The organism is Streptomyces sp. NPDC016562, from assembly GCF_043076955.1.
Classification (GTDB): domain Bacteria; phylum Actinomycetota; class Actinomycetes; order Streptomycetales; family Streptomycetaceae; genus Streptomyces.
The window spans coordinates 329,506-355,915 of sequence record NZ_JBIBRZ010000006.1 but is presented as its reverse complement, the minus strand read 5'-3'; the positions used below and the strand labels follow the sequence as shown (position 1 = coordinate 355,915).

At 73.3% G+C, this 26,410-nt stretch carries 21 protein-coding genes; 13 read left to right on the top strand and 8 right to left on the bottom strand.

The window, feature by feature from the left end:
• Positions 1-17: 17 nt before the first annotated feature.
• Entirely contained in the window at positions 18-1,001 is a 984-nt protein-coding gene (locus tag ACF059_RS25195; protein WP_392061055.1) for a helix-turn-helix transcriptional regulator, read from the bottom strand.
• 39 nt (positions 1,002-1,040) lie between these two features.
• Between ACF059_RS25195 and ACF059_RS25190 the strand changes: the two genes are divergently transcribed.
• Positions 1,041-1,496, top strand: coding sequence for a hypothetical protein (locus tag ACF059_RS25190; RefSeq protein WP_392061052.1), 456 nt, complete (start codon positions 1,041-1,043; stop codon positions 1,494-1,496).
• Between the two features lie 71 nt (positions 1,497-1,567).
• On the opposite strand, the gene ACF059_RS25185 is transcribed toward ACF059_RS25190, so the two are convergent.
• Positions 1,568-3,199, bottom strand: a complete 1,632-nt coding sequence (locus ACF059_RS25185; protein ID WP_392061049.1) for a CocE/NonD family hydrolase — start codon at positions 3,197-3,199, stop codon at positions 1,568-1,570.
• Positions 3,200-3,520: 321 nt separating this feature from the next.
• Between ACF059_RS25185 and ACF059_RS25180 the strand changes: the two genes are divergently transcribed.
• From ACF059_RS25180 to ACF059_RS25150, 7 genes are all read left to right on the top strand, one after another.
• On the top strand, positions 3,521-4,351 hold the full coding sequence (locus ACF059_RS25180; protein ID WP_392061046.1) for a TIGR03084 family metal-binding protein: 831 nt from the start codon (positions 3,521-3,523) through the stop codon (positions 4,349-4,351).
• Positions 4,348-6,264, top strand: a complete 1,917-nt coding sequence (locus tag ACF059_RS25175) for an acyclic terpene utilization AtuA family protein (protein ID WP_392061043.1) — start codon at positions 4,348-4,350, stop codon at positions 6,262-6,264. Before ACF059_RS25180 ends, ACF059_RS25175 begins: the two co-directional genes overlap by 4 nt.
• On the top strand, positions 6,261-7,859 hold the full coding sequence (locus ACF059_RS25170) for an acyl-CoA carboxylase subunit beta (protein ID WP_392061040.1): 1,599 nt from the start codon (positions 6,261-6,263) through the stop codon (positions 7,857-7,859). The genes ACF059_RS25175 and ACF059_RS25170 overlap by 4 nt, the downstream gene beginning before the upstream one ends.
• A gap of 8 nt (positions 7,860-7,867) precedes the next feature.
• Positions 7,868-9,808, top strand: coding sequence for an acetyl/propionyl/methylcrotonyl-CoA carboxylase subunit alpha (locus tag ACF059_RS25165; protein WP_392061037.1), 1,941 nt, complete (start codon positions 7,868-7,870; stop codon positions 9,806-9,808).
• Positions 9,805-10,965, top strand: coding sequence for an acyl-CoA dehydrogenase family protein (locus ACF059_RS25160; RefSeq protein ID WP_392061034.1), 1,161 nt, complete (start codon positions 9,805-9,807; stop codon positions 10,963-10,965). Before ACF059_RS25165 ends, ACF059_RS25160 begins: the two co-directional genes overlap by 4 nt.
• A gap of 417 nt (positions 10,966-11,382) precedes the next feature.
• Positions 11,383-12,120 carry an enoyl-CoA hydratase family protein gene (locus ACF059_RS25155; protein ID WP_392061032.1) on the top strand — a complete coding sequence of 246 codons (738 nt, stop codon included), beginning with the start codon at positions 11,383-11,385 and terminating at the stop codon, positions 12,118-12,120.
• Complete coding sequence (locus tag ACF059_RS25150) at positions 12,108-12,725, top strand: TetR/AcrR family transcriptional regulator (RefSeq protein ID WP_366865747.1); 618 nt, start codon at positions 12,108-12,110, stop codon at positions 12,723-12,725. Before ACF059_RS25155 ends, ACF059_RS25150 begins: the two co-directional genes overlap by 13 nt.
• A gap of 71 nt (positions 12,726-12,796) precedes the next feature.
• Here ACF059_RS25150 and ACF059_RS25145 read toward each other — a convergent pair whose 3' ends face one another.
• Entirely contained in the window at positions 12,797-13,903 is a 1,107-nt protein-coding gene (locus tag ACF059_RS25145) for a citrate synthase 2 (protein WP_360898557.1), read from the bottom strand.
• A gap of 200 nt (positions 13,904-14,103) precedes the next feature.
• Here ACF059_RS25145 and pdxH point away from each other — a divergent pair, with 200 nt between their 5' ends.
• Complete coding sequence (gene pdxH / locus ACF059_RS25140) at positions 14,104-14,766, top strand: pyridoxamine 5'-phosphate oxidase (RefSeq protein WP_392061029.1); 663 nt, start codon at positions 14,104-14,106, stop codon at positions 14,764-14,766.
• A gap of 264 nt (positions 14,767-15,030) precedes the next feature.
• Here the strand turns inward: pdxH and iscB are convergent, their stop codons facing one another.
• Positions 15,031-16,665: an RNA-guided endonuclease IscB gene (gene iscB / locus ACF059_RS25135; protein WP_392061026.1), complete on the bottom strand. Its 1,635-nt coding sequence runs from the start codon at positions 16,663-16,665 to the stop codon at positions 15,031-15,033.
• Positions 16,666-16,975: 310 nt separating this feature from the next.
• Between iscB and ACF059_RS25130 the strand changes: the two genes are divergently transcribed.
• Positions 16,976-18,280, top strand: a complete 1,305-nt coding sequence (locus ACF059_RS25130) for a PAS domain-containing protein (protein WP_392061023.1) — start codon at positions 16,976-16,978, stop codon at positions 18,278-18,280.
• 46 nt (positions 18,281-18,326) lie between these two features.
• On the opposite strand, the gene ACF059_RS25125 is transcribed toward ACF059_RS25130, so the two are convergent.
• A complete protein-coding gene (locus ACF059_RS25125) occupies positions 18,327-19,082 on the bottom strand; it encodes an SIS domain-containing protein (RefSeq protein ID WP_366865743.1) in 756 nt (251 codons plus the stop codon).
• Positions 19,083-19,373: 291 nt separating this feature from the next.
• On the opposite strand from ACF059_RS25125, the gene ACF059_RS25120 reads away from it, so the two are divergent.
• Positions 19,374-20,066, top strand: a complete 693-nt coding sequence (locus tag ACF059_RS25120; RefSeq protein ID WP_360898551.1) for a metal-dependent transcriptional regulator — start codon at positions 19,374-19,376, stop codon at positions 20,064-20,066.
• A 284-nt stretch (positions 20,067-20,350) separates the two neighbouring features.
• Complete coding sequence (locus ACF059_RS25115) at positions 20,351-21,238, top strand: alpha/beta fold hydrolase (RefSeq protein ID WP_392061020.1); 888 nt, start codon at positions 20,351-20,353, stop codon at positions 21,236-21,238.
• Positions 21,239-21,321: 83 nt separating this feature from the next.
• On the opposite strand, the gene ACF059_RS25110 is transcribed toward ACF059_RS25115, so the two are convergent.
• The 3 genes from ACF059_RS25110 to ACF059_RS25100 all read right to left on the bottom strand — a co-directional run bounded on the left by ACF059_RS25110 (position 21,322) and on the right by ACF059_RS25100 (position 24,599).
• Positions 21,322-22,947, bottom strand: coding sequence for a transporter (locus ACF059_RS25110; protein ID WP_392061017.1), 1,626 nt, complete (start codon positions 22,945-22,947; stop codon positions 21,322-21,324).
• Positions 22,944-23,801, bottom strand: a complete 858-nt coding sequence (locus ACF059_RS25105; protein WP_392061014.1) for an ABC transporter ATP-binding protein — start codon at positions 23,799-23,801, stop codon at positions 22,944-22,946. The genes ACF059_RS25110 and ACF059_RS25105 overlap by 4 nt, the downstream gene beginning before the upstream one ends.
• Before the next feature lie 111 nt (positions 23,802-23,912).
• The gene (locus ACF059_RS25100) at positions 23,913-24,599 is read right to left on the bottom strand and encodes a bifunctional DNA primase/polymerase (protein WP_361953709.1); all 687 of its coding nucleotides are present in this window, start codon (positions 24,597-24,599) and stop codon (positions 23,913-23,915) included.
• Between the two features lie 214 nt (positions 24,600-24,813).
• Between ACF059_RS25100 and ACF059_RS25095 the strand changes: the two genes are divergently transcribed.
• On the top strand, positions 24,814-26,196 hold the full coding sequence (locus ACF059_RS25095) for a transcriptional regulator (protein WP_366865738.1): 1,383 nt from the start codon (positions 24,814-24,816) through the stop codon (positions 26,194-26,196).
• The last annotated feature ends 214 nt before the right edge of the window (positions 26,197-26,410 follow it).

The following is a 26,410-nucleotide window of genomic DNA, read 5'->3' as shown; positions in this document are numbered from 1 at the left end:
GCATCTTCGCGCAGGGTTCAGCCGTACGGGGTCCCGTAGCGCGTCGTCATCGACGTCAGGGTGGTGTGGATGCGGGTGCGCAGGGTCGGTGGGGAGAGGACCTCGGCTTCCGTGCCCAGGGCGAGGAACTGGGACTCCGCGTGGGACTGGGACTCGATCGGGAGCACCGCGCGCGTCCAGCCCGGCAGGTCCGGGTCCGGTTCGCCCGTGGCGGTCAGGGCGCGGGCCTGGGCGCCGGTGAGCTGGGCCGCGGCGCGCGGGGAGAGGCGTACCAGCGCCTCCTCCGGGTGGAGGCGGGCGTGGAAGTCGGCCTGGGTGCGCCGCCAGTGGGTCGCCAGGTCGAAGCCGTCGGGGAGCTGCGCGGAGCGGGCCGTCTCGGTGACCGCGAGGATCTGGTCCACCCGGTAGGTGCGCGGCTGAGGCTGCCCGTCGGCGGGACCGGCCACCAGGTACCAGCGGCCCGCCTTCAGGACCAGCCCGTACGGGGCGAGGAGCCGGTCGACCTCCCTCGGCTCCTTCCAGCGCCGGTAGCGGACCTCGATCACCCGGCCCCGCCACACCGCGTCGGCGACCTGCGCGAGGTACGGGGTCTCCTCGTGCTCCGCGTACCAGCCCGGCGCGTCCAGGTGGAAGCGCAGCCTCATCCGGTCCGCCTGCGCGCGCAGTTCGGCCGGGAGCGCCGCCCGCAGCTTGAGCTGGGCCGCCGACAGGGCCGGACCGAGGCCCAGTTCGGCCGCCGGGCCCGGCATCCCGGTCAGGAACAGGGCCTCCGCCTCGCCCGCGCTGAGCCCCGTCAGGCGGGTGCGGTAGCCGGCGAGCAGCCGGTAGCCGCCGCTGTGCCCGGCGTCCCCGTACAGCGGTACGCCCGCGGCGGCCAGCGCCTCCGCGTCCCGGTAGACCGTACGGACCGACACCTCCAGCTCCTGCGCGAGCTCGGCCGCGGTCATGCGGCCCCGGGTCTGGAGCAGGAGCAGGATCGACAGCAGACGGCTCGACTTCACTGACACAGGATGTCAGGGGAGCGCTCCTACCGTCCTCGCATGAACGCATTCGACTTCCTCGCCGGCACCTGGGACGTGACCAACCGCTGGCGCACCGATTTCCTCGACGCGGACAGCGCGTGGGAGGAGTTCCCGGCCGTGTCCCGCGCCTCGCGCCACTTCGACGGCGGCGCCAGCTTCGACGAGATCGACTTCCCGACGAAGGGGTTCGGCGGGCTCACGCTGCGCCTCTTCGACCGGGAGCGCGAGGAGTGGTCGCTGTACTGGTCGAGCCGGCGCACCGGGAAGCTCTTCCCGCCCGTCACCGGCCGCTTCGACGGCGGGCGCGGGGTCTTCGAGGGGGAGGACACGCATGCGGGGAAGGCCGTCCGCGTGCGGTTCGTGTGGTCGGGGACGGCGCCGGGGGAGTCGCCGCGCTGGGAGCAGTTCTTCTCGCCCGACGAAGGCGCCACCTGGATCCACAACTGGACGATGGACTTCGCCCGTCGTCCTTGAAAGCCGTACGCCCGCCCGCCGGCCACGGGGGACGGGGGGCGGGCGTATCTCCTCGGCCGGCCGCCGCCGGCTCAGCCGAGCGGCAGGTCCAGGTACGAGGGCGTCGCCTCCGGCGAGGTGAACGCCAGGGTCGCGCGCGGCAGGTTGGCGTCGCCGTAGAACGGATCGCGGGCGTCGACGACCAGCATCAGCCGGTTCCCGCGCGGCACGTCGTACGCCGTCGCCTGGAGCTCGATGTCCGCGCTGATCAGGCTGTCGGGCGGCGAGTCGAGGTCGGTGTACGGGGCGTGCGTGACGAGGTGGGCCGTGCCCTCCGGCGCCACGTCGAGGAGGTACGCGACGAAGGTCGACCCGGGATTCGCGGCCCGGTACGTCACGCGCAGCCGCGGTGTGCCGCGCAGCCGGGTGGTCTCCGCGACGGGCGCCCCGGTCCACACGGCGGCGACGGTGCGGTCGATGTCGTCCGTCGCGTAGACCTTCGGGCGGCCGGCCATCTCCGCGTACCCGGACTCGACGACCTTGTCGGCGACGGTCGCCGGGGTGTCCACCCCGCACAGCACGGTCGCCGTCCAGCCGGCCTGCGCGTCGTCGGCCTCCTCGACGAGCTCCCCGTCGTCCGCCAGGTACACCCGCTCCACGTGCTCGGTGAGGGACGGCCAGGTCGGTCGGGGTTCGAGGGTCTTGCTCCACATGACCTCGCCGACGACCTGCCCTTCGTCGCCGATGCCGTTGTCGACGTCCTTGAGGTGGTGGTCGAACCAGCGGTGGGCGTCCGTCCAGATCCGGTTCGGCAGGCCCAGCATGCCGGTCATCTCGGGGCCGGAGTGGTCGCCTATGGAGACGGCGAGGCGCTTGGGACCGGTCAGTTCGTTGAACATCTTCAGGGTCTGGTTCGGCGGGAAGAGGGTCTCGTGCCAGGCGTGCGAGAAGAAGACGGGCACCTGGCGGCGGTTGAGCTCCTTGATGTGGGTGAAGGGTGAGCGCGTCTCCGCCCAGCGCAGGGTCCCCGGAACGTCGCGGTCGGCGAGGACGTTGTCGAAGACGGTCTGCGTCTGCGGGCTCAGCCGCGCCTTCGCGGCCGCCGCGAGCAGGGCCCGTACGGCCGCGACGTGGCGGGTGGAGTTCTCGTAGAACGCCTCGCCGAGGTCGCCCCACGTGCTGAGCGCGACGACGGCGTGGACGCGGGTGTCGTGCGCGGCGACCAGCTGGCTGATCCCGGAGCCGTACGAGTCCCCGAGGAAGCCGATCTTCGTCACGGGGCCCGTGCTGCGCTCGATGATGTGGTCCAGGGCCCGGCTGCCGTCGGTGACGTCGAGCGCGCCCGCCACGTCGACCTCGCCCTCGGAGCCGCCGAAGCCGCGGGCGGAGTAGGCGAGGACGTTGTACCCGCGCAGGGCGAAGGCCGTGGCCTGGACCGCGTACGGGAGCCAGCCGAGGCTGGTCCAGGGCGAGGGCATGACGATCACCGGGCGGGGGCCGGTGCCGGTGTGCCGCCACAGTGCGGCGTCGAGGAGGTCCCCGTGGGCGCCGGTGACCTTGCCGCGGGTGAAGACGGCGACGGAGCGGATTTCGGCGACCTCGGCGGCGCGGGCCGGGGCGAGGCCGGTGACGTCGCCGCTTTCGAGCGCGGTGACGAAGGCGCTCAGGGCGGTCGCGTCGAGCTCGGGATACAGGGAGAAGGGGGGCTGGGCGGGTGAGGTCACGTCATTCCATCCTCTTCGTCGAGGGACACGCACACGAACATGCAGCGGAACGTCCGGTGCCAGTGTCGGCGGGACATCCGTGACGTAGCGCGGGTTTCCGGCGTACGGCCGAAATCGCCTCGGGGTGGTCGGTGGGCCGCCGCGCCCTGGACCTGCGGTCGGCGCCGGTGCGGTCCAACTCCCGTTCGGATGCCGGGCTTTGCGGAGTGTGGCGGGAAGGCGTCGCCCGATGGGGCCGGCGCTGAGAAAATCATGCAAGCGTGCTTGATTGTTTTTCCGGGTGCTGCCAGTCTTCCCCTCACGCCGAGAGGGGAGCGCACCGTGCCTGATCCGTCCGCCGCCGACGCAGCACCCGACGCAACCGCCGCCGTCTTCGAAGATCTGCGCCAGGAGGGCGAGGAACTCGACGCCCTGGTGGCCGAGTTGGGGACAGCTGACTGGGCCCGGCCCACCCCCTCGCCCGGCTGGACCGTCGCCCACCAGATCGCCCACCTGCACTGGACCGACCGGGCCTCGCTGCTCGCCCTCACCGACGCCACCGCCTTCGGAGTCCTGGTCGAGGAGGCCGTGAAGGCCCCCGACTCCTTCGTCGACGAGGGCGCGCGGGAGGGCGCGGCGCTGGCGCCCGCCGACCTCCTCGCCCGCTGGCGCACCGGCCGCGCCGCACTCGGGGAGGCGCTCGCCGCGGCCTCGCCCGGCGCCCGCTTCCCCTGGTACGGGCCGCCCATGAAGGCCGCCTCGATGGCCGGCGCCCGGCTGATGGAGACCTGGGCGCACGGCCAGGACGTGGCCGACGCGCTCGGCGTGCGCCGCACCCCGACCGCGCGGCTGCGGCACGTGGCGCGCATCGGCGTACGGGCCCGCGACTACGCCCACGCCGTTCACGGACTGCCCGCGCCCGCCGAGGAGTTCCGGGTGGAACTGACCTCACCCGACGGCTCGCAGCTGTGGACGTACGGCCCGCCCGGCGCCGCGCAGCGGGTCACCGGCCCGGCGCTCGACTTCTGCCTCCTGGCGACCCGGCGGGCCCACCGCGCCGACCTGGCCCTGGTCGCCACCGGCCGCGACGCGGACCGCTGGCTGGACATCGCGCAGGCCTTCGCGGGCCCGGCGGGGGCCGGACGAGCACCGTCGGCGCAGGGCCCCCGATGACCCGGCGGCCGCTGCGGATCGCCAACGCCTCCGGCTTCTACGGGGACCGCTTCGGCGCCCTGCGCGAGATGCTGACCGGCGGCCCGCTGGACGTGCTGACCGGGGACTACCTGGCCGAGCTGACCATGCTGATCCTGGGCCGCGACCGGCTGAAGGACCAGAGCCTCGGCTACGCCAAAACCTTCCTGCGCCAGCTGGAGGAAGGCCTCGGGCTCGCCCGCGAACGGGGCGTACGGATCGTCGCGAACGCCGGCGGTCTCAACCCGGCCGGACTCGCCGACGCGGTACGGGACTTGGCGGGCCGGGTGGGCGTTCCCGTCCGCGTGGCCCACGTCGAGGGGGACGACCTGACGCCGTACGAGGGCGCGCTGACGGCCAACGCCTACCTCGGCGGCGGCGGGATCACCGCCTGCCTGCGGGCCGGCGCGGACGTGGTCGTGACCGGCCGCGTCACGGACGCCGCGCTGGTCAGCGGCCCGGCCGCCTGGTGGTTCGACTGGGCCCCGGACGACTACGACCGGCTGGCGGGGGCGGTGGTGGCGGGCCACGTCCTGGAGTGCGGAACCCAGGCCACCGGCGGGAACTACGCCTTCTTCACCGCGCACGACGTCCGCCGTCCGGGGTTCCCGCTCGCGGAGATCGCCGAGGACGGCACCGCGGTGATCACCAAACACCCGGGCACGGGCGGTACGGTCTCGGCCGGCACCGTCACCGCACAGCTCCTCTACGAGACCCAGGGCGTGCGCTACCTCGGCCCGGACGTCACCGCCCGCCTGGACACCGTCCGCCTGACCGGCGACGGACCCGACCGCGTCCGCATCAGCGGGGTCCTGGGCGAACCTCCGCCCGACACCCTCAAGGTGGGCGTCACCCGCATCGGGGGCTGGCGCAACGAGGTCGTCTTCGTCCTGACCGGCCTGGACATCGAGGCGAAGGCGGCCCTGGTCCGCGCCCAGCTGTCCGACGCGCTGGAGGGCGTGGCCAGTGCCGACTGGACGCTGTCCCGTACGGACCACGAGGACGCCCCGACGGAGGAGACGGCCAGCGCGCTGCTGCGGCTGGTGGTGCGCGATCCCTCGCCGGACCGGGTGGGCCGCGCGCTGACCTCGGCCGCGATCGAGCTCGCCCTGGGCAGCTACCCGGGCTTCCACGTGACGTCCCCGCCGGGCCCGGCCCAGCCGTACGGGGTCTTCACCTCGGCCCTGGCCCCGGCCGACGCCGTCCCCCACACGGCGGTCCTCCCGAACGGCACCCGCGTACCGGTCCCGGCGGCCGCGCGAAGCCTGCCCCTCCCCGAGCCCGGGCCGCCCGCCCCCGCCCCCGGCCCCCGGGCCTCCGCCCCGCACCCGCCGGGGGCGCTGCCCCCGGACCCCCGCGCCTCAAACGCCGGCGAGGCTGGATTGTCGGCCCCGCCCCCGCCCGCGCCCGTGGAGCGGGGTTCGGGGCGGAGCCCCGGTTCCCCCGCCTCGCCGGAGGCGGAGGCATCGGCCCCGGGGCGCAGCCCCGCCGGACCGACCACCCGCGCGCCGCTCGGGGCGATGGGCCCCGCCGGGCCGACCACCCGCGCCCCGCTCGGGGCGGTCGCGGGGGCTCGTAGTGGTGACAAGGGGGGTGATGCCAACGTCGGCGTGTGGGTGGGGACGCCCGGCGCGTGGGAGTGGCTGCGCGCCGCTCTCACGGTGGAGGTGCTGCAGGACCTGCTGCCCGAGACCCGGGGGCTCGCGGTGGTCCGTCACGAGTTGCCGAACCTCCGCGCACTGAACTTCGAGATCCGCGGCCTCCTCGGCGACGGCGTCGCCTCCGGTCACCGCTTCGACCCGCAGGCCAAGGCCCTCGGCGAATGGCTCCGCGCCCGCCACCTCGACATCCCGACGCACCTGCTGCCGTCCGCCCCGGAGGGGACCCGCCCATGACCCGCCTCGGCACCACTGTCGACCCAAACGCCCCCGAGTACGCGCAGGCCCGCCGCGCCGCGCTGGAACGCCTCGCCGCCCTCGACGCCGAGCACGCCAAGGCGCTCGGGGGCGGCGGCGAGAAGTACACCGCCCGCCACCGGCAGCGCGGCAAGCTCCTCGCCCGCGAGCGCATCGAGCTGCTCCTCGACCCGGACACCCCGTTCCTGGAGCTGTCCCCGCTCGCCGCCTGGGGCAGCGACTACCCCGTCGGTGCCTCCATGGTCACCGGCATCGGCACCGTCGAGGGCGTCGAGTGCCTGATCACCGCCAACGACCCCACCGTCCGAGGCGGCGCCAGCAACCCCTGGACCCTGAAGAAGGCGCTGCGGGCCCACGAGATCGCCCGGCAGAACCGGCTGCCCTGCATCAGCCTCGTCGAGTCCGGCGGCGCCGACCTGCCCTCCCAGAAGGAGATCTTCATCCCGGGCGGCGCGATCTTCCGCGACATCACCCGGCTCTCGGCCGACGGGATCCCGACCATCGCCGTCGTCTTCGGCAACTCGACCGCCGGAGGCGCGTACGTCCCCGGCATGTCCGACCACACCGTCATGATCAAGGACCGTTCCAAGGTGTTCCTCGGCGGTCCGCCCCTCGTGAAGATGGCCACCGGCGAGGAGAGCGACGACGAGTCCCTCGGCGGAGCCGACATGCACGCCCGCACCTCCGGCCTCGCCGACCACTACGCCCTCGACGAGTACGACGCGATCCGCCGGGCCCGCCGCATCGTCGCCCGCCTGAACCACCGCAAGCCGCACGCCGACCCGCCCCCGGCCGAGGAGCCCCTGTACGACCCCGAGGACCTCCTCGGCATCGTCCCGGCCGACCTCAAGACCCCCTTCGACCCCCGCGAGGTCATCGCCCGCCTCGTCGACGCCTCGGACTTCGACGAATTCAAGCCGTTCTACGGCCCCAGCCTCGTCACCGGCTGGGCCACCCTCCACGGCTACCCCGTCGGCATCCTCGCCAACGCCCAGGGCGTGCTGTTCAGCGCCGAGGCCCAGAAGGCCGCGCAGTTCATCCAGCTCGCCAACCAGCGCGACACCCCGCTGCTCTTCCTCCACAACACCACCGGCTACATGGTCGGCAAGGAGTACGAGCAGGGCGGCATCATCAAACACGGCTCGATGATGATCAACGCGGTCTCCAACTCCCGCGTCCCGCACCTGTCCGTCCTCATCGGCGCGAGCTACGGAGCCGGTCACTACGGCATGTGCGGCCGCGCCTACGAGCCCCGCTTCCTCTTCGCCTGGCCCAGCGCCAAATCCGCCGTCATGGGCCCCCAGCAGCTCGCCGGGGTGCTCTCCATCGTGTCCCGGCAGTCCGCCGCCGCGAAGGGCCGGCCCTACGACGAGGAGGCCGACGCCGGGATGCGCGCCTTCGTCGAGGCGCAGATCGAGGCCGAGTCCCTGCCGATGTTCCTGTCCGGGCGGCTGTACGACGACGGCGTCATCGACCCGCGCGACACCCGCACCGTCCTCGGCCTGTGCCTGTCGGCCGTCCACAACGCCCCCGTCGAGGGCGCCCGTGGCGGCTTCGGCGTCTTCCGGATGTGAGCCCGCACATGACCCTTCACTCCCTCCTCGTCGCCAACCGCGGTGAGATCGCCGTACGCGTCCTCCGCACCGCCCACGCCCTGGGCCTGACCACCGTCGCCGTCCACTCCGACCCCGACGCCGACGCCCTGCACGTCCGCCAGGCCGACGCGGCCGTACGCCTGCCGGGCGCGGCCGCCGCCGACACCTACCTGCGCGGCGACCTGATCATCCGGGCCGCGCTGACCGCGGGCGCCGACGCCGTCCACCCCGGCTACGGCTTCCTCTCCGAGAACGCGGACTTCGCCCGCCAGGTCCAGGCCGCCGGCCTGACCTGGATCGGCCCGCCCCCCGAGGCCATCGAGGCCATGGCCTCCAAGACCCGCGCCAAGGAACTGATGCGCGCCGCCGGGGTCCCGCTCCTCGAACCCGTCGACCCGGCCACCGCCACCGCCGCCGAGCTGCCCCTGCTGCTGAAGGCCGCCGCGGGCGGCGGCGGACGCGGCATGCGCGTGGTCCGCGACCTCGACGGCCTCAAGGAAGCCCTCGACGCGGCCGGCGCCGAGGCCCGCTCGGCCTTCGGCGACGGCGAGGTCTTCGCCGAGCCCTACGTCGAAGGCGGCCGCCACATCGAGGTGCAAGTCCTCGCCGACGCGCACGGCACCGTCTGGGCGCTGGGCACGCGCGACTGCTCCCTGCAACGGCGCCACCAGAAGGTCATCGAGGAGGCCCCCGCGCCCGGCCTGCCCGACGCCCTGCGCGAGAGCCTGCACACGGCCGCCGTCGCCGCCGCCCGCGCCGTGTCCTACCGCGGGGCGGGCACCGTCGAGTTCCTCGTCACCGCCGACGGACGCCCGTACTTCCTGGAGATGAACACCCGCCTCCAAGTGGAACACCCCGTCACCGAAGCGGTGTTCGGCCTCGACCTCGTCGCCCTCCAGCTGCGCGTCGCCGAGGGCGCCGCCCTGCCCCCGTCACCCCCGCAGCCCATCGGCCACGCCGTGGAGGCCCGCCTCTACGCCGAGGACCCCGCCCAGGACTGGCGCCCCCAGACCGGCGTCCTGCACACGCTCGCCGTCCCCGGCGAGGTCCGCGTGGACACCGGATTCACCGACGGGGACACCGTCGGCGTCCACTACGACCCCCTGCTCGCGAAGGTCATCGCCCACGCCCCCACCCGCACCGAGGCCGTACGCGTCCTCGCCCGCGCCCTCGCCACGGCACGCATCCACGGGCTCACCACCAACCGCGAGCTCCTCGTACGCTCCCTGCGCCACCCGGAGTTCGCCGCCGGACGGCTCGACACCGGCTTCTACGACCGCCACCTCGCCACCCTCACCACAGGCGCCCCGGACCCCACCCCGGCCGCCCTCGCCGCCGCCCTCGCCGAGGCGGCCCCCGCCCCCGGCGCCTCCCTCGCCGCCCGCCTCGGCGGCTGGCGCAACGTCCGCTCCCAACCGCACACCCGCCGCTACACGGATGCCGCCACCGGGACCGCGTACGAGGTCCAGTACCAGCCCGTGGACCATCCCGGCATCCGCGTCCTGGCCGCCACCCCCACCCTCGTCACGCTCGAAGTCCACGGGATCCGGCGCCTGTTCCACGTGAAACATAATTCGAACAAGACCGAGGTCTACGTGGACTCTCCCCCTGCCTTCGGCGGGGGGACCCCCACGCTCGGCGCCCACACCTTCACCCCCGTCCCCCGCTTCCCGGACCCCCAGGACCGCACCGAACCGGGCTCCCTGCTCGCCCCCATGCCCGGCACCGTCGTCCGCGTCGCCGAGGGCCTCGCCCCCGGCAGCCCCGTCGCCGCCGGGCAGCCCCTGCTCTGGCTGGAGGCCATGAAGATGGAGCACCGCATCCTCGCCCCCGCCTCCGGCACGCTCACCGCGCTCCACGCCGTCACCGGCCAACAGGTCGATTTCGGCGCCCTGCTCGCCGTAGTCCAGGAGGAAACGCCAGCATGAGCCCCGTCATCGAATCCCAGGAACACCAGGCACTGCGCACCGCGGTCGCCGCCCTCGGCCAGCGCTACGGCCGCGCCTACCTCGCCCGCACGGCCCGCGAAGGCGGCCACCCCGACGAACTGTGGGCCGACGCCGCCAAGCTCGGGTACCTCGGCGTCAACCTCCCGGAGGAGTACGGAGGCGGAGGCGGTGGCATCGCCGAACTGTCCATCGTCCTGGAGGAACTCGGCGCCGCGGGCTGTCCCCTCCTGATGATGGTCGTCTCGCCCGCCATCTGCGGCACGGTCATCGCCCGCTTCGGCACCGAAGCCCAGAAGCAGACCTGGCTCCCCGGCCTCGCCGACGGCACCCGCACCATGGCCTTCGGCATCACCGAACCCGACGCCGGATCCAACTCCCACCGGATCACCACGACGGCCCGCCGCGAAGGCGACGAGTGGATCCTGCGCGGCCGCAAGGTCTTCATCTCCGGCGTCGACATCGCCGACGCCACGCTCATCGTCGGCCGCACGGAAGACGCGAAGACCGGCCGCCTCAAGCCCTGCCTGTTCATCGTTCCGCGCGACACCCCGGGCTTCGGCCGCTCCGTCATCGACATGGAACTCCAGGCGGCGGAAAAGCAGTTCGAACTGACCCTGGACGACGTCCGCCTCCCGTCCTCCGCCCTGATCGGCGACGAGGACGCGGGCCTCCTCCAGCTCTTCGCCGGCCTCAACCCCGAGCGGATCATGACGGCCGCCTTCGCCATCGGAATGGGCCGCTACGCCCTCACCAAGGCCGTCGACTACGCCAAGACCCGCCAGGTGTGGAAGGAGCCCATCGGCGCGCACCAGGCCGTGGCCCACCCCTTGGCCCAGGCCCACATCGAGCTGGAACTGGCCCGCCTGATGATGCAGAAGGCCGCCGCGCTGTACGACGCGGGCGACGACATGGGCGCGGGGGAGGCCGCGAACATGGCCAAGTACGCGGCGGGCGAGGCCTGCGTGCGCGCGGTGGACCAGTCCGTCCACACCCTGGGCGGCAACGGCCTCACCCGCGAATACGGCCTGGCCTCCCTGATCACCGCAGCCCGCGTCTCCCGCATCGCCCCGGTCAGCCGTGAGATGATCCTCAACTTCATCTCCCACCAAACCCTGGGCCTCCCCAAGTCCTACTGACCCCCCGGAGGAACGCCCGGCCGCGGGGCGGTCCCGCACCTGCGGCACGGCGTGGGGCGGGGACCCGCAGGAGGGTCCCCGCAGGACGAGCGCACAACCCAGGCCGCCCATCGCGACCCCACCCGCAGGCGCGAGCCGAGGAGACCCTCGTGCGGGGCCCCGCCCCACCCCTCAACCCGACCCGCACCGGACCAAGCCCCCACCCCAGGGCCGCCACTCGCCAAACCGCCCGCAGGGCACCACCAAGCCGCCCGCACGGCACACCACCAAGCCGCCCGCAGGGCACCCCGCACGGCACCGCCCAGCCACCCGCAGGGCACACCGCCAAGCCGCCCGCAGGGCACCGCGTACCCTCCCCCGAGGGACCCACCCAGGCCCGCCGGACAAACCCCCACCGCCAACCACTCCGGAGGAGACATGGCCCCACTCGTGCACGCCGCCCAGGCAACCGGCATCGCCACCCTCACCCTGGACTCCCCGGCCAACCGCAACGCCCTCTCCGCCACCCTCGTCGCCGAACTCCGCTCCGCCCTCGCCACCGCCGCCGCGGACACGGACGTCCGCGCCGTCGTCCTCACCCACACCGGCACCACCTTCTGCGCCGGGGCCGACCTCACCTCCCCCTTCGACCCGGGCGATTTCCTGGCCCTGCTCCGCGAGATCGCCGAACTGCCCCGCCCCGTCGTCGCCCGCATCACCGGCCACGTCCGCGCCGGCGGCCTCGGCCTGCTCGGCGTCTGCGACATCGCCGCCGCCGGGCCCCGGTCCTCGTACGCCTTCACCGAGACCCACCTCGGCCTCGCCCCCGCCGTGATCTCCCTCCCGCTGCTGCCGCGCCTCGACCCGCGCGCCGCCGCCCGCTACTTCCTCACCGCCGAGGCCTTCGACGCCGCCGAAGCCGCCCGCATCGGCCTCCTCACCCTGCACGCCGACGACGTGGACGCGGCCCTGGCGCCCGTACTCGCCGGCCTGCGCCGGGCGTCCCCGCAGGGCCTGGCGGCCGCCAAGGCGCTGACCACGGCCGCCGTACGCGAGGCCCTGGACCGCGACGGCGCGCGCCTGACCGAGCTCTCCGCGAAGCTCTTCGCCTCCGCCGAGGCCCGCGAGGGCATCACCGCCCGCTTCGAACGCCGGGAACCGTCATGGGCGCTGTAACGAAACCCGGCCAGGCCCCCACACCCGGCCCCGGCCCCAAACAGGCCCGCAGCCGCGTCACCCGCCGCCACCTCCTGGAGGCAGCCGTGTCCTGCCTGGCCGAGCACGGCTGGGCCGGGTCCACCGTCTCCGTCGTCGCCGAACGGGCCGGCGTCTCCCGCGGCGCCGCCCAGCACCACTTCCCGACCCGCGAGGACCTGTTCACCGCGGCCGTCGAATACGTCGCGGAGCAGAGGTCCACGGCCCTGCGCGACCTCTTCCACTCCGGCCCGGCCGCCCGCCCCGCCGCGATCGAGGCGCTCGTCGACCTCTACACCGGCGCCCTCTTCCGGGCCGCACTCCAACTCTGGGTCGCCGCCTCCAACGAGGAGCAGCTACGCCCCCGGGTCACCGAACTGGAGGCCCGGGTCGGCCGCGAGACCCACCGCATCGCCGTCGAGCTGCTGGGCGCGGACGAGTCGGTACCGGGCGTACGGGAGACCGTCCAGGGCCTCCTCGACATGGCCCGCGGCCTGGGCCTGGCCAACGTCCTCACCGACGACCGTGCCCGCCGGGCCCGCGTCGTCGCCCAGTGGTCCCGCATCCTGGACGCGACACTCGGCTGAGGACGGCCGGACAACACAAGGGCGCCGCACCCCGTACGGAATGCGGCGCCCAGGCGTCGCCGGTAGGACGATCACGCAGTCTCGGCGATGTCCGCGTACCCCTCGATCTCCTGCGGGTTGCGCCGCCCCGGCCCCGTGTAGCGGGCCGACGGCCGCACCAGGCGGCCCGTGCGCTTCTGCTCCAGGATGTGCGCGGACCAGCCCGCGGTACGGGCGCAGCTGAACATCGACGTGAACATGTGCGCCGGGACCTCGGCGAAGTCCAGCATGATCGCGGCCCAGAACTCCACGTTCGTCGCCAGGACCCGGTCGGGGCGGCGCGCGTGCAGCTCCTCCAGCGCGGCCTTCTCCAGCGCGGCGGCGACCTCGTAGCGCGGCGCGTCCAGCTCCTTGGCCGTGCGGCGCAGCACACGGGCGCGCGGGTCCTCCGCGCGGTACACGCGGTGCCCGAAGCCCATCAGCCGCTCGCCCTTGTCCAGGGCCTTCTTCACGTACGCCACGGCGTCACCGGTGCGCTCGATCTCCTCGATCATGCCGAGCACCCGCGAGGGCGCCCCGCCGTGCAGCGGCCCCGACATGGCGCCGACGGCGCCGGACAGCGCGGCCGCGACGTCCGCACCGGTCGAGGCGATCACCCGCGCGGTGAAGGTGGAGGCGTTCATGCCGTGCTCGGCGGCCGAGGTCCAGTACGCGTCGACGGCCTTGACGTGCTTCGGGTCCGGCTCGCCCCGCCAGCGGATCATGAACCGCTCGACGACGGACTCCGCCTTGTCGATCTCCGACTGGGGCACCATCGGCAGGCCCTGGCCGCGGGCGGACTGGGCGACGTACGACAGCGCCATGACGGCGGCGCGCGCGAGGTCGTCGCGGGCGGTCTGCACGTCGATGTCGAGCAGCGGTTTCAGACCCCACACGGGGGCGAGCATGGCGAGCGCGGACTGCACGTCCACGCGGATGTCACCGGAGTGGACCGGGATCGGGAAGGGCTCGGCGGCCGGCAGCCCGGGGTTGAACGCGCCGTCGACCAGCAGACCCCAGACGTTGCCGAAGGACACGTGACCGACGAGGTCCTCGATGTCGACCCCGCGGTAGCGGAGCGCACCGCCTTCCTTGTCCGGTTCGGCGATCTCCGTCTCGAACGCGATGACCCCTTCGAGCCCGGGTACGAAGTCGGACATCAGGCGGCTCCTCAGATAGTGCGAACACGCGCGGCTCCCGGCGTGACTCGCGGTCCGGCGCGGTCATCCCCGTTGATGCCCGGCACGGCCGAAGGTCACCCGTACGGGAACCTTCGGACCGGCCCCAAGATTTTGTCGTTTCTGCCGGGACTGCGGAAGCGTGACATACGGCACACCGCCTTCGGCCCGGCTGCGGCAGGATGGCCCGCGTGACCGACCACGACATTGACCCCGCCACGATGCGCAAGCAGTACCGCTCGGAGATCGTCGAGGAGGACAGCCTCGCCGAGGACCCGATGCGGCAGTTCGCCCGATGGTTCCAGCAGGCCGTGGAGTCGCACCTCTTCGAACCCAACGCCATGGTCGTCTCGACGGCCACCCCCGACGGCCGGCCCAGCTCGCGCACGGTGCTGCTGAAGCAGTTCGACGAGCGGGGCTTCGTCTTCTTCACCAACTACGCCTCCCGCAAGGGCCGCGAAATCGCCGAGAACCCGCACGTCGCGCTGCTCTTCCCCTGGCACCCCATCGCCCGCCAGGTGATCGTCACCGGTACGGCGACCCGTATCGGCCGCGACGAGACGGCGGCCTACTTCCGCTCCCGCCCGCACGGCTCCCAGCTGGGCGCCTGGGCGAGCGAGCAGTCCAGCGTGATCGCCTCCCGCGCGGAACTGGACCGCCGTTACGCGGAGCTCGCCGCCCGCTACCCGGAGGGCGAGCAGGTCCCGGTGCCGCCGGAGTGGGGCGGCCTGCGGGTGGTCCCGGAAGCGGTGGAGTTCTGGCAGGGCCACGCGAACCGCCTGCACGACCGGCTGTACTACGTCCTGGACGCGGGCAAGTGGCGCATCGAGCGCCTGTGCCCGTAAGGACCCGGGGCCGGACGTCCTGAGGAACGGGTCGTCCTGGAACAGCAGACGACCCGCGGGCTCGGGTTTCTCCCCTGCAGTGGGAGAAGCCGGCCGGACGTACCGGCGAGCCCGCGGGTCGGGTGACTGCTGTGGATTGGCGCCAGGCGCTTGCGCCGGGCACCGCACTGGGTGCGTGCGACGACGGGCGCTTAGCCCGCAGCCACCTCACGCGTCCGGAGTTCATACATTTCCGGGATCACCTCCTTTCAGTGTGGGACCACTCTAAGCAGGTCCGTGGTGGTCGCTCAATGGAATTTCGGCGGCGAATCCGTAGGTGTATCCATCGGCTCTCTGGAGTAGCCGCAGATTCCGGTGGGAGACATCAAAGCGGCAGGTCAGCGTCGTGATGCGATGCTGGCCGCCGGCCCGGACCGCGACGCGTCCCACCCAGTTGCCGACCCACTTCCCCCTCGGGACGACGGCCGCCACCAGGTCCCCGGTCGCGTATCCGTGGTGGACCTTGCCGCGCGGCCGCTGCAAGCGGGGGAACCCGAAGCGGTCCGGGGTCGTCCGGGCGTACGAACCGCGCCCCGTCGACGCCACCACGAGGATCCGGGCGGGTACGCGGACGACGGCGTCCCCGCGTTCGTGGTCGACGACCCCGGTGGCCAGGGCGTCAAGGGTGTGGCTCTTCGGCCACCCCATGGCGGACCGGTTCCAGACGGTACGACCGCCCGACCATGCATGCACCGGCACACCCAGGGTGACGAGAGCCTCCACGAGCTGGAGCCGGGTCGCGTTCATGGCGGCTACGTCGTGCAGTGGTCTCCTCAGCTGAGTGATCACACGTTCCAGACGTGCGGGCCGGTCGGAGAGGAATTCCTCGACGCGTGCCGCCCCCTTCGCCTGATTGCAGGGAACGCAGGCGAGAACGAGGTTCGACACCCGGTCGGATCCACCACGACTCCGGGGGCGGACGTGTTCGATGTCGAGAGGCACTCCCGTGGCATCGCAATAAGCGCAAGATCTCTTCCATTTGGCCAGAAGAAACTCCCTGAGCTCGGATCCTGCATGCGTCGGCGCCTCGCGCTCCTGCCGGTCGGCCGACATGACCTCCGCGAACGCGGTCGTGTCGAACGCCGCCTGTTCCACGTGGATCTCCGTCACCGGCGCGTATCGGCTCAGTCGTGTGACGAGGGACAGGGTCGAGTCGATGCGATGGCGCAAGGACGGCGGAAGCCAGCCGGGCGGCCTGGTCCGGTTGTCCCGTCGAGGTGCGCGGTAACGGAGGTTCGCCGAGCGCCTTCGGCGGCGGTAGCCGGCACGTCGCCCCATGGCGCCGTGGATCTGTCGCCCCCGGTGCCGGAGCTCGATCGTGATCAGCCCCCGGCGGGCGACGGCGGTCCGCCCCTGCGGGCCGACTCGCTCTTGTTCGTCCACGATGGCGATGCCCGTCGTTCTGGAGCCGGGATCGAGGCGGAGCTGTACGCCCTGGACCGTGGAACCGGCGCGGGTCCGGTGTGTGAGCCGGATGGTGAAGGGAGCCCGACGCGCGACGACGGCGCGCCCCCTGTCGAGTAACTCGCGAGCGCGGGCGGGATGGCACGGCATGAGCGGTTCGCCCCCTTTCGCGAGTACGAACACCCGGGCCGCCGCCGGGCGGGGAGCGTCACCGCTCCCGGTCTCTGCCGTCGCCGCTGACGGAGCAGCGGATCCGGCGTGTCGCCGACGCGTCCCGGTGCGGACGCCGCCGGTCTCCCCTCGCCCATGTTCCAGACCGGTGCCCGGTACGGCGGCCGGGAGCCCGTGAGCCGTTTCGTCCCTGCTCCCAGGGGTGTCTGCGCTCGCGGATTCCAGAGCAGGCTGCTGAGGAAGCACAGCCTGGTGGGTCTGCTCACCTGCAAGGAACGTAGTCATCGAGGCACCTCAACTGATCCGGGGATCGTGATGACTGGGGCTGGTCACTCATGTGAGGGAGCGAGTGACCTCCCTTCTCGTGGTTCTCCGGACGCTACGCACGGGGATCGCCGCGGGCGGACGGATCCGGGCGGGGTCACTCGAACGTGTGGTCGTACTGGTGGGGGGCGGCCGGGGGTGCGCGGGGCTTCGTGAAAGAAACGCGACCGGATTTCTCGTACCCAATCCGGGGAAAGCGGTGTGGGCTGCGTCACGTTCCAGTTGAATGATCCGACGTGCCGCACACGCGAACACCTGCAGGGGGTGTCAGGTGAGTGCTTCCGGACGTCACGAGATCGCCGACGATCTGCTCGCAGCGCTGCTGGACGGGATGGACGCAGCCCTGTGCGCGTTCGACTCCGACGGGGTGATCACCCACTGGAACCGTGAGGCCGAGCGGGTCCTCGGCTGGTCCGCCGCCGAGGCCGTGGGGCGCAAGGGGTTCGAGGGGTGGGCGGTGCGGGCCGCCGACGCTCAGGACGTGCAGGACCGGCTCATGGCGGCCCAGCACGTGCCCGGACGGCAGGTGCACGAGTTCGCGCTGCTGACCAAGGACGGCGGGCGGGTCCTCGTACGGACCCAGTCCGCCGGTGTGCCGGGCGCCGACGGGAAACCCGCCGGGGTGTACTGCGCCTTCAGCGAGGTGCACGCGCAGATCGACCTGGAGCGGTCCATCGCGCTGAGCGAGGCGCTGATGGAGGACGCCTCGTGGGGTGTGGTCCTCGTCGACGTCGATCTGCGGCCCGCCGTCGTCAACGCGCACGCCGCGCACGCCTTCGGGACGGGTCGTACCGCGCTGCTCGGGCGGCCGCTCGGGGAGCTGCTGGCCCAGGGCGTGGAGGAGCTGGAGGGCGCCCTCCAGCACGTGCTCGCCGAGGGGGCGCCGCCCGGGCCGGTGGAGGTGTGGGTGTCGGTGCGCACGGCGGAGGGGGTGCGGCGCAGGTGCTGGCGGTGCGGGTTCCTGCGGCTGGCCTCGCCGCTGGCGGAGGAGCCGGTTCCGCTGGGGGTCGGGTGGCTGTTCCAGGACGTCACCGAGGCCCGGCAGGCCCAGTTGGACACCGCCCGGCTGCGGTTTCGGTCCCACCAGCTGCACCGTGCGGGGCGGGCCGCCGCGGAGTGCGAGGACCCGGCCGAGGCGGCCGCCGTACGGCTGGACTACGCCCTGGCCGGCTTCGCCGAGCACGTGCTGCTCGACGTACTGGATCCGGCGGCCGACCCCGAGCGGCGCAGGCTCGTACGGTCGGCCGCGTCACCCCCGGCGCTGCGGGGGCCCGGATCGATCCCCGTGCGGTATCCGGCCGGGCATCCGGCGTTGCAGGCGCTGGACCGGATCGGCTCGGTGCGCGCCAGCGCCCCGGGCGGGGAGGCCGACGCGGAGTGGGCGGGGGCGCGGCAGTGGCCCGAGGGCGCGGCGCACGCGCTGTGCACGGTGCTGCGGAGCCGGGGCCGGACCCTGGGGGCGCTGACGTTCCTGCGCGGGCCGTCGCGGGCCGCCTTCGAGAGCGCGGACGCGGCGTACGCGGAGGAGGTCGCGGCCCGGATCGCGGCGGACCTGGACCTGGCGGCGCGAGCTTAGGCCGGGCCGGCTCAGCGGCAGGCCCGGCTCAGCGGCGGGCCCCGGCTCAGTGGCGGAAGAAGATCCGGTCGCCGTACTGCTGCATCACGCGGCCGTTCCACTCGTGGCCGCCGTCGACGTTGCCCGAGCGCAGCATCGGGGGCTCCAGCCCGCGGGCGGCGAGCTCGCCGGCGGCCGCCGCCATCACGGCCTGCATGATGGCGCTGGTGACGACGGTGGAGGCGGGGGCGAAGGGGGCGTCGATGCCCTCGGCGCTCAGCTCCGCGTCGCCGACCGCGATCTTGCTGTCCAGGACGACGTCGCAGTGGTCCTTGAGGAAGGTGCCGGAGACGTGCCGCGACTTGGTCTCCGTCGCGTACGCCACCGAGGTGACGCCGATGACCTTCAGGCCGATGGCGCGCGCGTTCATGGCCATCTCCACGGGCAGCGCGTTGCGCCCGGAGAGCGAGATGATCACGAGGACGTCGCCGTCGGAGGCCGGGCTGCTGTCCAGGACCGCGCCCGCGAGCCCGTCGACCCGTTCGAGGGCGCTGCCGAGGGTGGCGGGCATGACGTCGACGCCGACGGTGCCGGGGACGGCGAGGAGGTTCATCAGGGCGAGTCCGCCGGCCCGGTAGACGACGTCCATCGCGGGCAGCGAGGAGTGGCCGGCGCCGAAGGCGAAGAGGCGCTTGCCGGCGGCGACGGCGTCGGCGATGACGGCTCCGGCCTCGGTGATCCGTGCGGACTCCTCGTCGCGCACCTTCTCCAGCAGGCCGATGGCCGCGTCGAAGAACTGACCGGCCAGCTTGCTCTCGCTCATACGCCGATGGCCCTTCCGGGGTGGGGGTGCGGGGTGGGGTGCGTCCGTGTCCGCCGCTCACCGTGCGGTCTGGACCAAGGGCGTGTCAATACGCACGCCGATCCGGGCCCGGTACGCACGGGGTTGATGCGCACGCAGATGCCCCGGGGAGGCGCGGGGGATGTCCGGGGCATATCCGGAGGGATGTCCCGGGAGGTCCGTGACTGGTCTTGACCCCAGGCGCGGGACGGTTGTCCGCTCGATGCGTCAGAATTGGGGGCAGGGCCAGCGCACGCTATCCGAGGGGCATGAATGTCCGGACTGATCGATACCACGGAGATGTATCTCCGCACCATCCTCGAGCTGGAAGAGGAAGGTGTGGTCCCGATGCGCGCCCGCATCGCCGAACGGCTCGACCAGAGCGGACCGACGGTGAGCCAGACGGTGGCACGCATGGAGCGCGACGGCCTGGTGGGCGTCGCCAGCGACCGGCACCTGGAGCTGACGGAGGAGGGGCGGCGGCTGGCGACGCGCGTGATGCGCAAGCACCGGCTCGCGGAGTGTCTGCTCGTCGACGTCATCGGCCTGGAGTGGGAGCACGTGCACGCCGAGGCCTGCCGCTGGGAGCACGTGATGAGCGAGGCGGTGGAGCGGCGGGTGCTGGAGCTGCTGCGCCACCCGACGGAGTCGCCGTACGGGAATCCGATCCCCGGGCTGGAGGAGCTGGGCGAGAAGGCCGAGGCCGATCCGTTCCTGGAGGACGGGATGGTCAGCCTGTCGGAGCTCGACCCGGGCACCGAGGGCAAGACGGTGGTCGTGCGCCGGATCGGGGAGCCGATCCAGACGGATGCCCAGCTGATGTACACGCTGCGGCGTGCGGGTGTGCAGCCGGGTGCGGTGGTGAGCGTGACCGAGTCTCCCGGGGGTGTGCTGGTGGGCAGTGGTGGCGAGGCCGCCGAGCTCGACGCGGAGGTCGCCTCGCACGTGTTCGTGGCGAAGCGCTGACGCCTGCGTCGGCCCGCCTGTAAGGGGACTGTGGTGGGGCGGTCCCGGCGCCTCGCGGCGCCGGGACCGGTCCTCCCCTGGTGACCTGGAGCCCCGAGCTCTCAAGGTCGTCCCCTTCGGACCGTCTTCCCCGAGCGGCCCGCCTCCCTGTTGAAAGGATCTCCATCGGCAGCGGCGGCCAATCCTTGAGGAAGGTCACTCGAAAGAGCGGTGTTGTGGGCCAGAACCCCGTTTTCGAATGCGGGTTCGATAGTCTGGCGGGGAGCGAAGGGGGTGCATCTGCGGTGGTAGAGCGCGTCGATGTGACAGGGGCCGAAGGCGTGCGCCTGGCCGCCTGGGAATTCCGCGAACCGGCCGCCCAGCCCGGCGCCGAGCCCGACGCCCGCCCCGCGGTGCTGTTACTTCACGGCCTGATGGGCCGCGCCCTCCACTGGAGCGGCACCGCCCGCTGGCTCCGCGAGCACCGCCGCGTCGTGGCCCTGGACCAGCGCGGACACGGCCAGAGCGCCCGCCCGCCCGCCGGTCCCGCCCTGCACACCGCCCTGAGCCGCGAGGCGTTCGTCGCCGACGCCGAGGCCACCGTCGAGCAGCTCGGCCTCGCCCCCGTCACCCTCATCGGCCACTCCATGGGCGCCCTCACCGCCTGGCAGCTCGCCGCCCGCCGCCCCGACCTGGTCGAAGCCCTGGTCATCTGCGACATGCGCGCCTCGGCCCTCGGGGAGGCCTCGCAGCAGGAGTGGGCGGACTGGTTCCACCGCTGGCCGCTGCCCTTCCCCAGCCAGGACGCGGCCCGCCGCTGGTTCGGCGAGGAGGACCCCCGGGTGGAGCGCCCCGACCCCGGCCGGGGCGCCTTCTTCGCCGAGGTGATGTACGAGGCCGAGGACGGCTGGCGCCCCGTGTTCTCCCGCCGCCAGATGCTGACCGCCCGCGAGACCTGGGTCCACGACGCGCACTGGGAGGAGCTGGCCCAGGTCCGGTGCCCGACCCTGGTCGTCCGCGGCCTGGACGGCGACCTCGGGCGCGCCGAGGCCCAGGAGATGGTCCGCGTCCTCCCCGCCGGCCAGTATGCGGAGATCCCCGACGCCGGCCATTACCTCCACTACGACCAGCCGGCGGCCTGGCGCGCGGCCCTGGAGCCCTTCCTGGAAGGAGTCCGAGCCGCAGCGCCGTGACGGGGCCGGGCGCCGCGGCCCCGTGACGGGGCCGGGCGCCGCAGCTCCCTGATGAGGGCCATGGCGGCTGGGGGGCCGGCGCCTCAGCCCTTGCTCACGGCCAGCAGGATCTCCGGCAGCTTGCGCGCCACCGTCGGGGCGGCCAGGCGCAGGCCGGACCAGGTGGCCAGGGCGCCCCAGGCCACGCCCAGCGGGAGCAGGATCCAGGAAACGTCCTGGTGCTCGCCGGTGTGGAGCCAGACCGTCAGCACGATCACCGGAGCGCAGATCAGCGCCGAGGAGAACAGCCCGGCGAAGATGCCGGCCCACGCGAGCCCGGCCTGGCCCGGCGCCACGTTCTTGAAGGCGCCGTCCGACGGGATGGAGTACGGGAAGCGCGCCGAGGCCACGGCCCCGGTGCAGAGCATCGACCCCAGCAGGGCCAGGGACAGGCCCAGGGCCGCGGGGAAGGAGCGCCACTCGCCGATCACGGCGGCCGTCACCACCGAGACGAGGACCGTGTACGGGACGGTGACCAGGGCCAGCGCGGCCGCCCGCCCGCGCAGTTCCACGTAGGCGTCCCGCCGCGTCGAGATGGTCTGCGCGACCATCCAGAACGCCGAGGTGTCCTGCCCGAACTGGTTGTACATCTGGACGCCGAGCATGCCCGCGCCGAAACAGGCGAGATAGACCGACCCCGTGCCCTGGAGGGCGTTGAAGACCGGCACGATCAGGCCGATCGCCAGCGCGGTCACCCACGAGGCCTTCGTCTTCGGGTCGCGGACGACGTAGCGCAGGGTGCGCTGCATGACCGCGCCCGTCCGGCCGGCCGGCAGCAGCGACCAGACGCCGCTCGCGCCGCGGTCCTTGGACGGTGTGGCCGCCGCGATGGTCGAACCGTCCGGTGTGACCATCAGCTTGGTCAGGCTGCGCTCCCAGAACCACAGGAGCCCGGCCAGGGCCGCGAGCGTCAGGGCCAGTTGGGCGGCCGCGACGCCGTACGCGCCCTCGCTCGCCGAGTCCACCATGCCGACGGCGGTCGCCGGCGGCAGCCACCGCACCACCGCCTCCGCGGGCTCCAGCCGGCTCAGGCCGCCGGTCTCGAACAGGCGCTGGCTGGCGAAGTTGGCCAGCTGGGCGCCCACCGCGATCAGCAGGCCGCTGAGCAGGGCGAGGTCACGCCCCTTGCGGCTGGTCAGCAGCCGTACGTTGGCCGTGGCCACCGCCCGCGCGAGGGTCACGCAGCCGAGCACCAGCAGGGGCGCGGCCACCACCGCGGCCACCGCGCCGGCCGCGCCGCGCGCGACGGCCACCACCGAGCCGACCGCCAGGCACAGCGTGAAGAGCGGCCCGATGCCGACCAGCGAGGAGGCGAGCAGGGCCCGTACGAGCGGCCGCGGCCGCAGCGGCAGCATCACCAGCCGGCTCGGGTCGAGCGTCTCGTCGCCGCTGGGGAAGAACAGCGGCATGAAGGTCCAGCCGAGCGCCAGGATCGCGGCCAGCAGCACGACGACGGTTCCCGCGTGGGCGTTGCCGTGCAGCAGGGCCAGACCGAGCGTGACGAAGAAGCCGACGAGCAAGGCGAAGGCCAGCGTGCTGAAGTAGACGGCCTTGCGCTTGGAGGAGCCCTTCAGGCCGTTGCGCAGCAGCGACAGCTTGAGGCCGACGAAGATCCGGGTGAGCGGGACCGGGGCGGACGGTGCCGCGGGCGTGGCGGCGGGCGTGGTCATCGCGGGACCGCCCCGGAGCCTCCGCCGAACGAGCCCCCTCCGAGCCACTCCAGCGAGTCGCCGGCCGCATCGCGCCCGTGCGCGCCGACCAGTTCGAGGAAGGCGGCCTGGAGGGAGGGCGCGGAGCCCCGTACGTCGGCCAGCGGGCCCGCGGCGCGGATCCGGCCGGCGGCCATCACGGCCACCCAGTCACAGAGCGACTCGACGAGCTCCATCACGTGGGAGGAGAAGACGACCGTGGCACCGGACGCGGTGTAACGTTCCAGCACCCCGCGGATGGTCTGCGCCGACACCGGGTCGACGCCCTCGAACGGCTCGTCCAGGAACAGCACTTCGGGATTGTGCAGCAGAGCGGCCGCCAGGCCGATCTTCTTCCGCATGCCCGTCGAGTAGTCCACCACCAGCTTGTGCTGCGAGCCCGCGAGGTCCAGGACCTCCAGCAGCTGCGTCGCCCGCTTGTCGGTCTCCTCGCCCGGCAGCCCGCGCAAGCGGCCCATGTAGCCGAGCAGTTCGCGCCCCGACAGCCGCTCGAAGAGCCGCAGCCCCTCCGGCAGCACGCCGATCCGCGCCTTCACCACCGTCGGGTCCGCCCACACGTCGTGCCCGGCGACGAACACCCGCCCCATGTCCGGGCGCAGCAGCCCGGTCACCATCGACAGCGTCGTCGTCTTGCCCGCCCCGTTCGGGCCCACCAGACCGATGAACTGGCCCGCGGGCAGCTCCACGTCGATCCCGGCGACGGCCACCTGCTCGCCGAAGCGCTTCCACAGACCTTCCACCCGCACCGCGGACGGCGCGGTTCGCGCGCCACCCGTCCCGTACGTTCCACCCGTCGCATCGCCCTGGTCCGGCATGCGCCTGCCTCTCGTGACATCCCCGTTGGTCGTTCTTTCCTCACGATAGGAGGCGGGGAAGAGGCCCGAGCATTACTTATGTCATGAGTTTCCGGCCATCAGCCGCGGACCTCAGGCCTGGCGCCGCTTGCGGTCCGCCGCCGCCTCGCTCCCGCACGCGTACGCCAGCGCGTCGATCAGCTCCTCCGTGTCCGGCAGCCACCGGTTCGCCGGTGTGGGCCGCCGCGCCCACTGCACGGCGCCCCGGCCGCCGAAGCGGGTGGGCGGGGCCGCCACGTACTCGCCCTCGCCGCGCGCGAGCAGGTCCAGGCCCGTCGGCGACCAGCCCAGCTTGCGCACGAGGTCCGTCACCTTGACGCCGGCGCCCGGCAGGACGAAGAACAGCATCCGGTGGTCGGGCGTCAGGGTGACCGGTCCCAGGGTGCGCTGCATCCGCTCCAGCCGTGCCAGCGCCAGGAAGCCCGCCGACTCCGGCACGTCCAGCGCGTCGAACGTCCGGCCCGTCGGGAGCAGGATCGAGGCCGTGGGGTGCTTCGCCCAGATCCGCCGCACCTGCACCGCGCTTCCGGTGGCCTGCGCCGCCCAGTCCTTCACCGTCGGGTGCGCGCCGGGCACCGGGCAGTCCGCCACCCCGCAGGAGCACAGTTCCCGGCCGTCACCGGCCTCCAACCAGGTGCCGGCGAAGACATCCCAGTGCCGTTCTTCCGCGTACCGCACGGCATGGTCCAGCAGCAGTTCGCCGCGCTGCTTGGGGATGGGTGCGGTCTCCGTGACTCCGATGGTCTCTTCCACGCCCATCACAACTGCCCGGGTCACCCGGAGTTACGGGCGTAAACCGGCCGGTGGGCGGTGCATCGATCCTGCATACGGGGCGCACTGATGCACGCGTGGGGGCGCGTAGGAGCCCGGGGCGCTGCAGTTGGGTAGCGACACGACGCAGAGCGGAAGATTCTCCGCACATCAGGCGGGAAGTGATCATTCCAGCGATCACCCGCGGCCACAGGGGGTTTTCATGGCAGCCAGGCCTCTCGTCGCCCGCCAGCCGAACGAACGGCTGCAGGCGCTCATCCAGGAAGCCGGGTGCTCCAACGCCGGGCTCGCCCGGCGCGTGAACATGTGCGGGGCCGAACACGGCCTCGATCTCCGCTACGACAAGACCTCAGTGGCGCGCTGGCTGCGCGGCCAGCAGCCGCGCGGCCGGGCCCCCGGCATCATCGCCGAGGCGATCGGGCGCAAACTCGGCCGGACCGTCACCATCGACGAGATCGGCATGGCCAACGGCAAGAACCTCGCCTCCGGCGTCGGCCTGCAGTTCTCCCCGACCGTGATCGGCGCGATCGAGCAGGTCTGCGAGCTGTGGCGCAGCGACGTCGGCCGCCGCGACTTCCTCGCCGGATCCAGCGTGGCCGCCTCCGCGCTCGTCGAGCCGAGCCGCGACTGGCTGATCACGGGGGCCGATGCGCAGGTGGCCCGGAGCGGCGGCTCGCGCGTCGGCATGCCGGACGTCGAGGCGGTCCGGGCGACCACCGAGGCGCTCAAGGAACTCGACCACCGCTTCGGCAGCGGGCACGTCCGGCCGGTGGTCGTGCACTACCTCAACTCGGTGGTGTCCGGGCTGATCGGCGGCTCGTACCGGGAGCCCGTGGGGCGTGCGCTGTTCGCGGCCGTGGCCCGGCTGACGGAGCTGGCGGGCTACATGGCGGTGGACACCGGCCAGCCGGGGCTCGCGCAGCGCTACTACATCCAGGCGCTGCGCCTGGCCCAGGCGGCGGGCGACCGTGCGTACGGGGGCTACGTGCTCGCGGCGTCCATGAGCCACCTCGCCGCCGAGCTCGGCAACCCGCGGGAGATCGCGCAGCTGGCCCGGGCCGCGCAGGAGGGGACGCGCGGGCAGGTCACGCCGCGGGTCGAGGCCATGTTCTACGCCGCCGAGGCGCGCGGGCACGCGCTGCTGGGGGACGGCAGGGCGACGGCGGTGCTGTCCGCGCGGGCGGTGAGCGCGCTGGAGCGGGCCGAGCCGGAGTCGGGCGACGACCCGGTGTGGATCCGCCACTTCGACGAGGCGTACCTCGCGGACGAGCTGGCCCACTGCCACCGGGACCTGGGGCAGGCGGAGGCGGCGGGCAGGCGGGCGGAGGAAGCGCTACGGGGTCTGCCCGCGGGCAAGGAGCGGCGCCGGGCGATCGGGCTGCTGCTGCTGGCGGCGGCGCAGGTGCAGCAGCGGGAGGTGGAACAGGCCTGCCAGACCGCCACGAAGGCGGCGGACCTGCTGGAGGGGCTGCGGTCGAACCGGGGCGCGGAGTATCTGGAGGACTTCCGGGCGCGGCTTGATCCCTATCGGGAGGAGGCGGCTGTGCGGGAGTTCGGGGCTCGGCTGGATGCGAGGGCTGCGTGACGCTGGCCGTCGCCGGTTCGCTGGCCGCGGCTTGCGGTGCCCGTCCCGTGCCGGTGCCCTGGCCGTGCGGGTGCCGGTGCCGGTCCGCTGCCGGGGCTCCGCCCCGGACCCCGCGCCTCAAACGCCGGCGGGGCTGAAAGAGCGGGGCTCCGCCCCGGACCCCGCGCCTCAAACGCCGGCGAGGCTGAAACAGCGGGGCAGCGCCCCAGGGTTG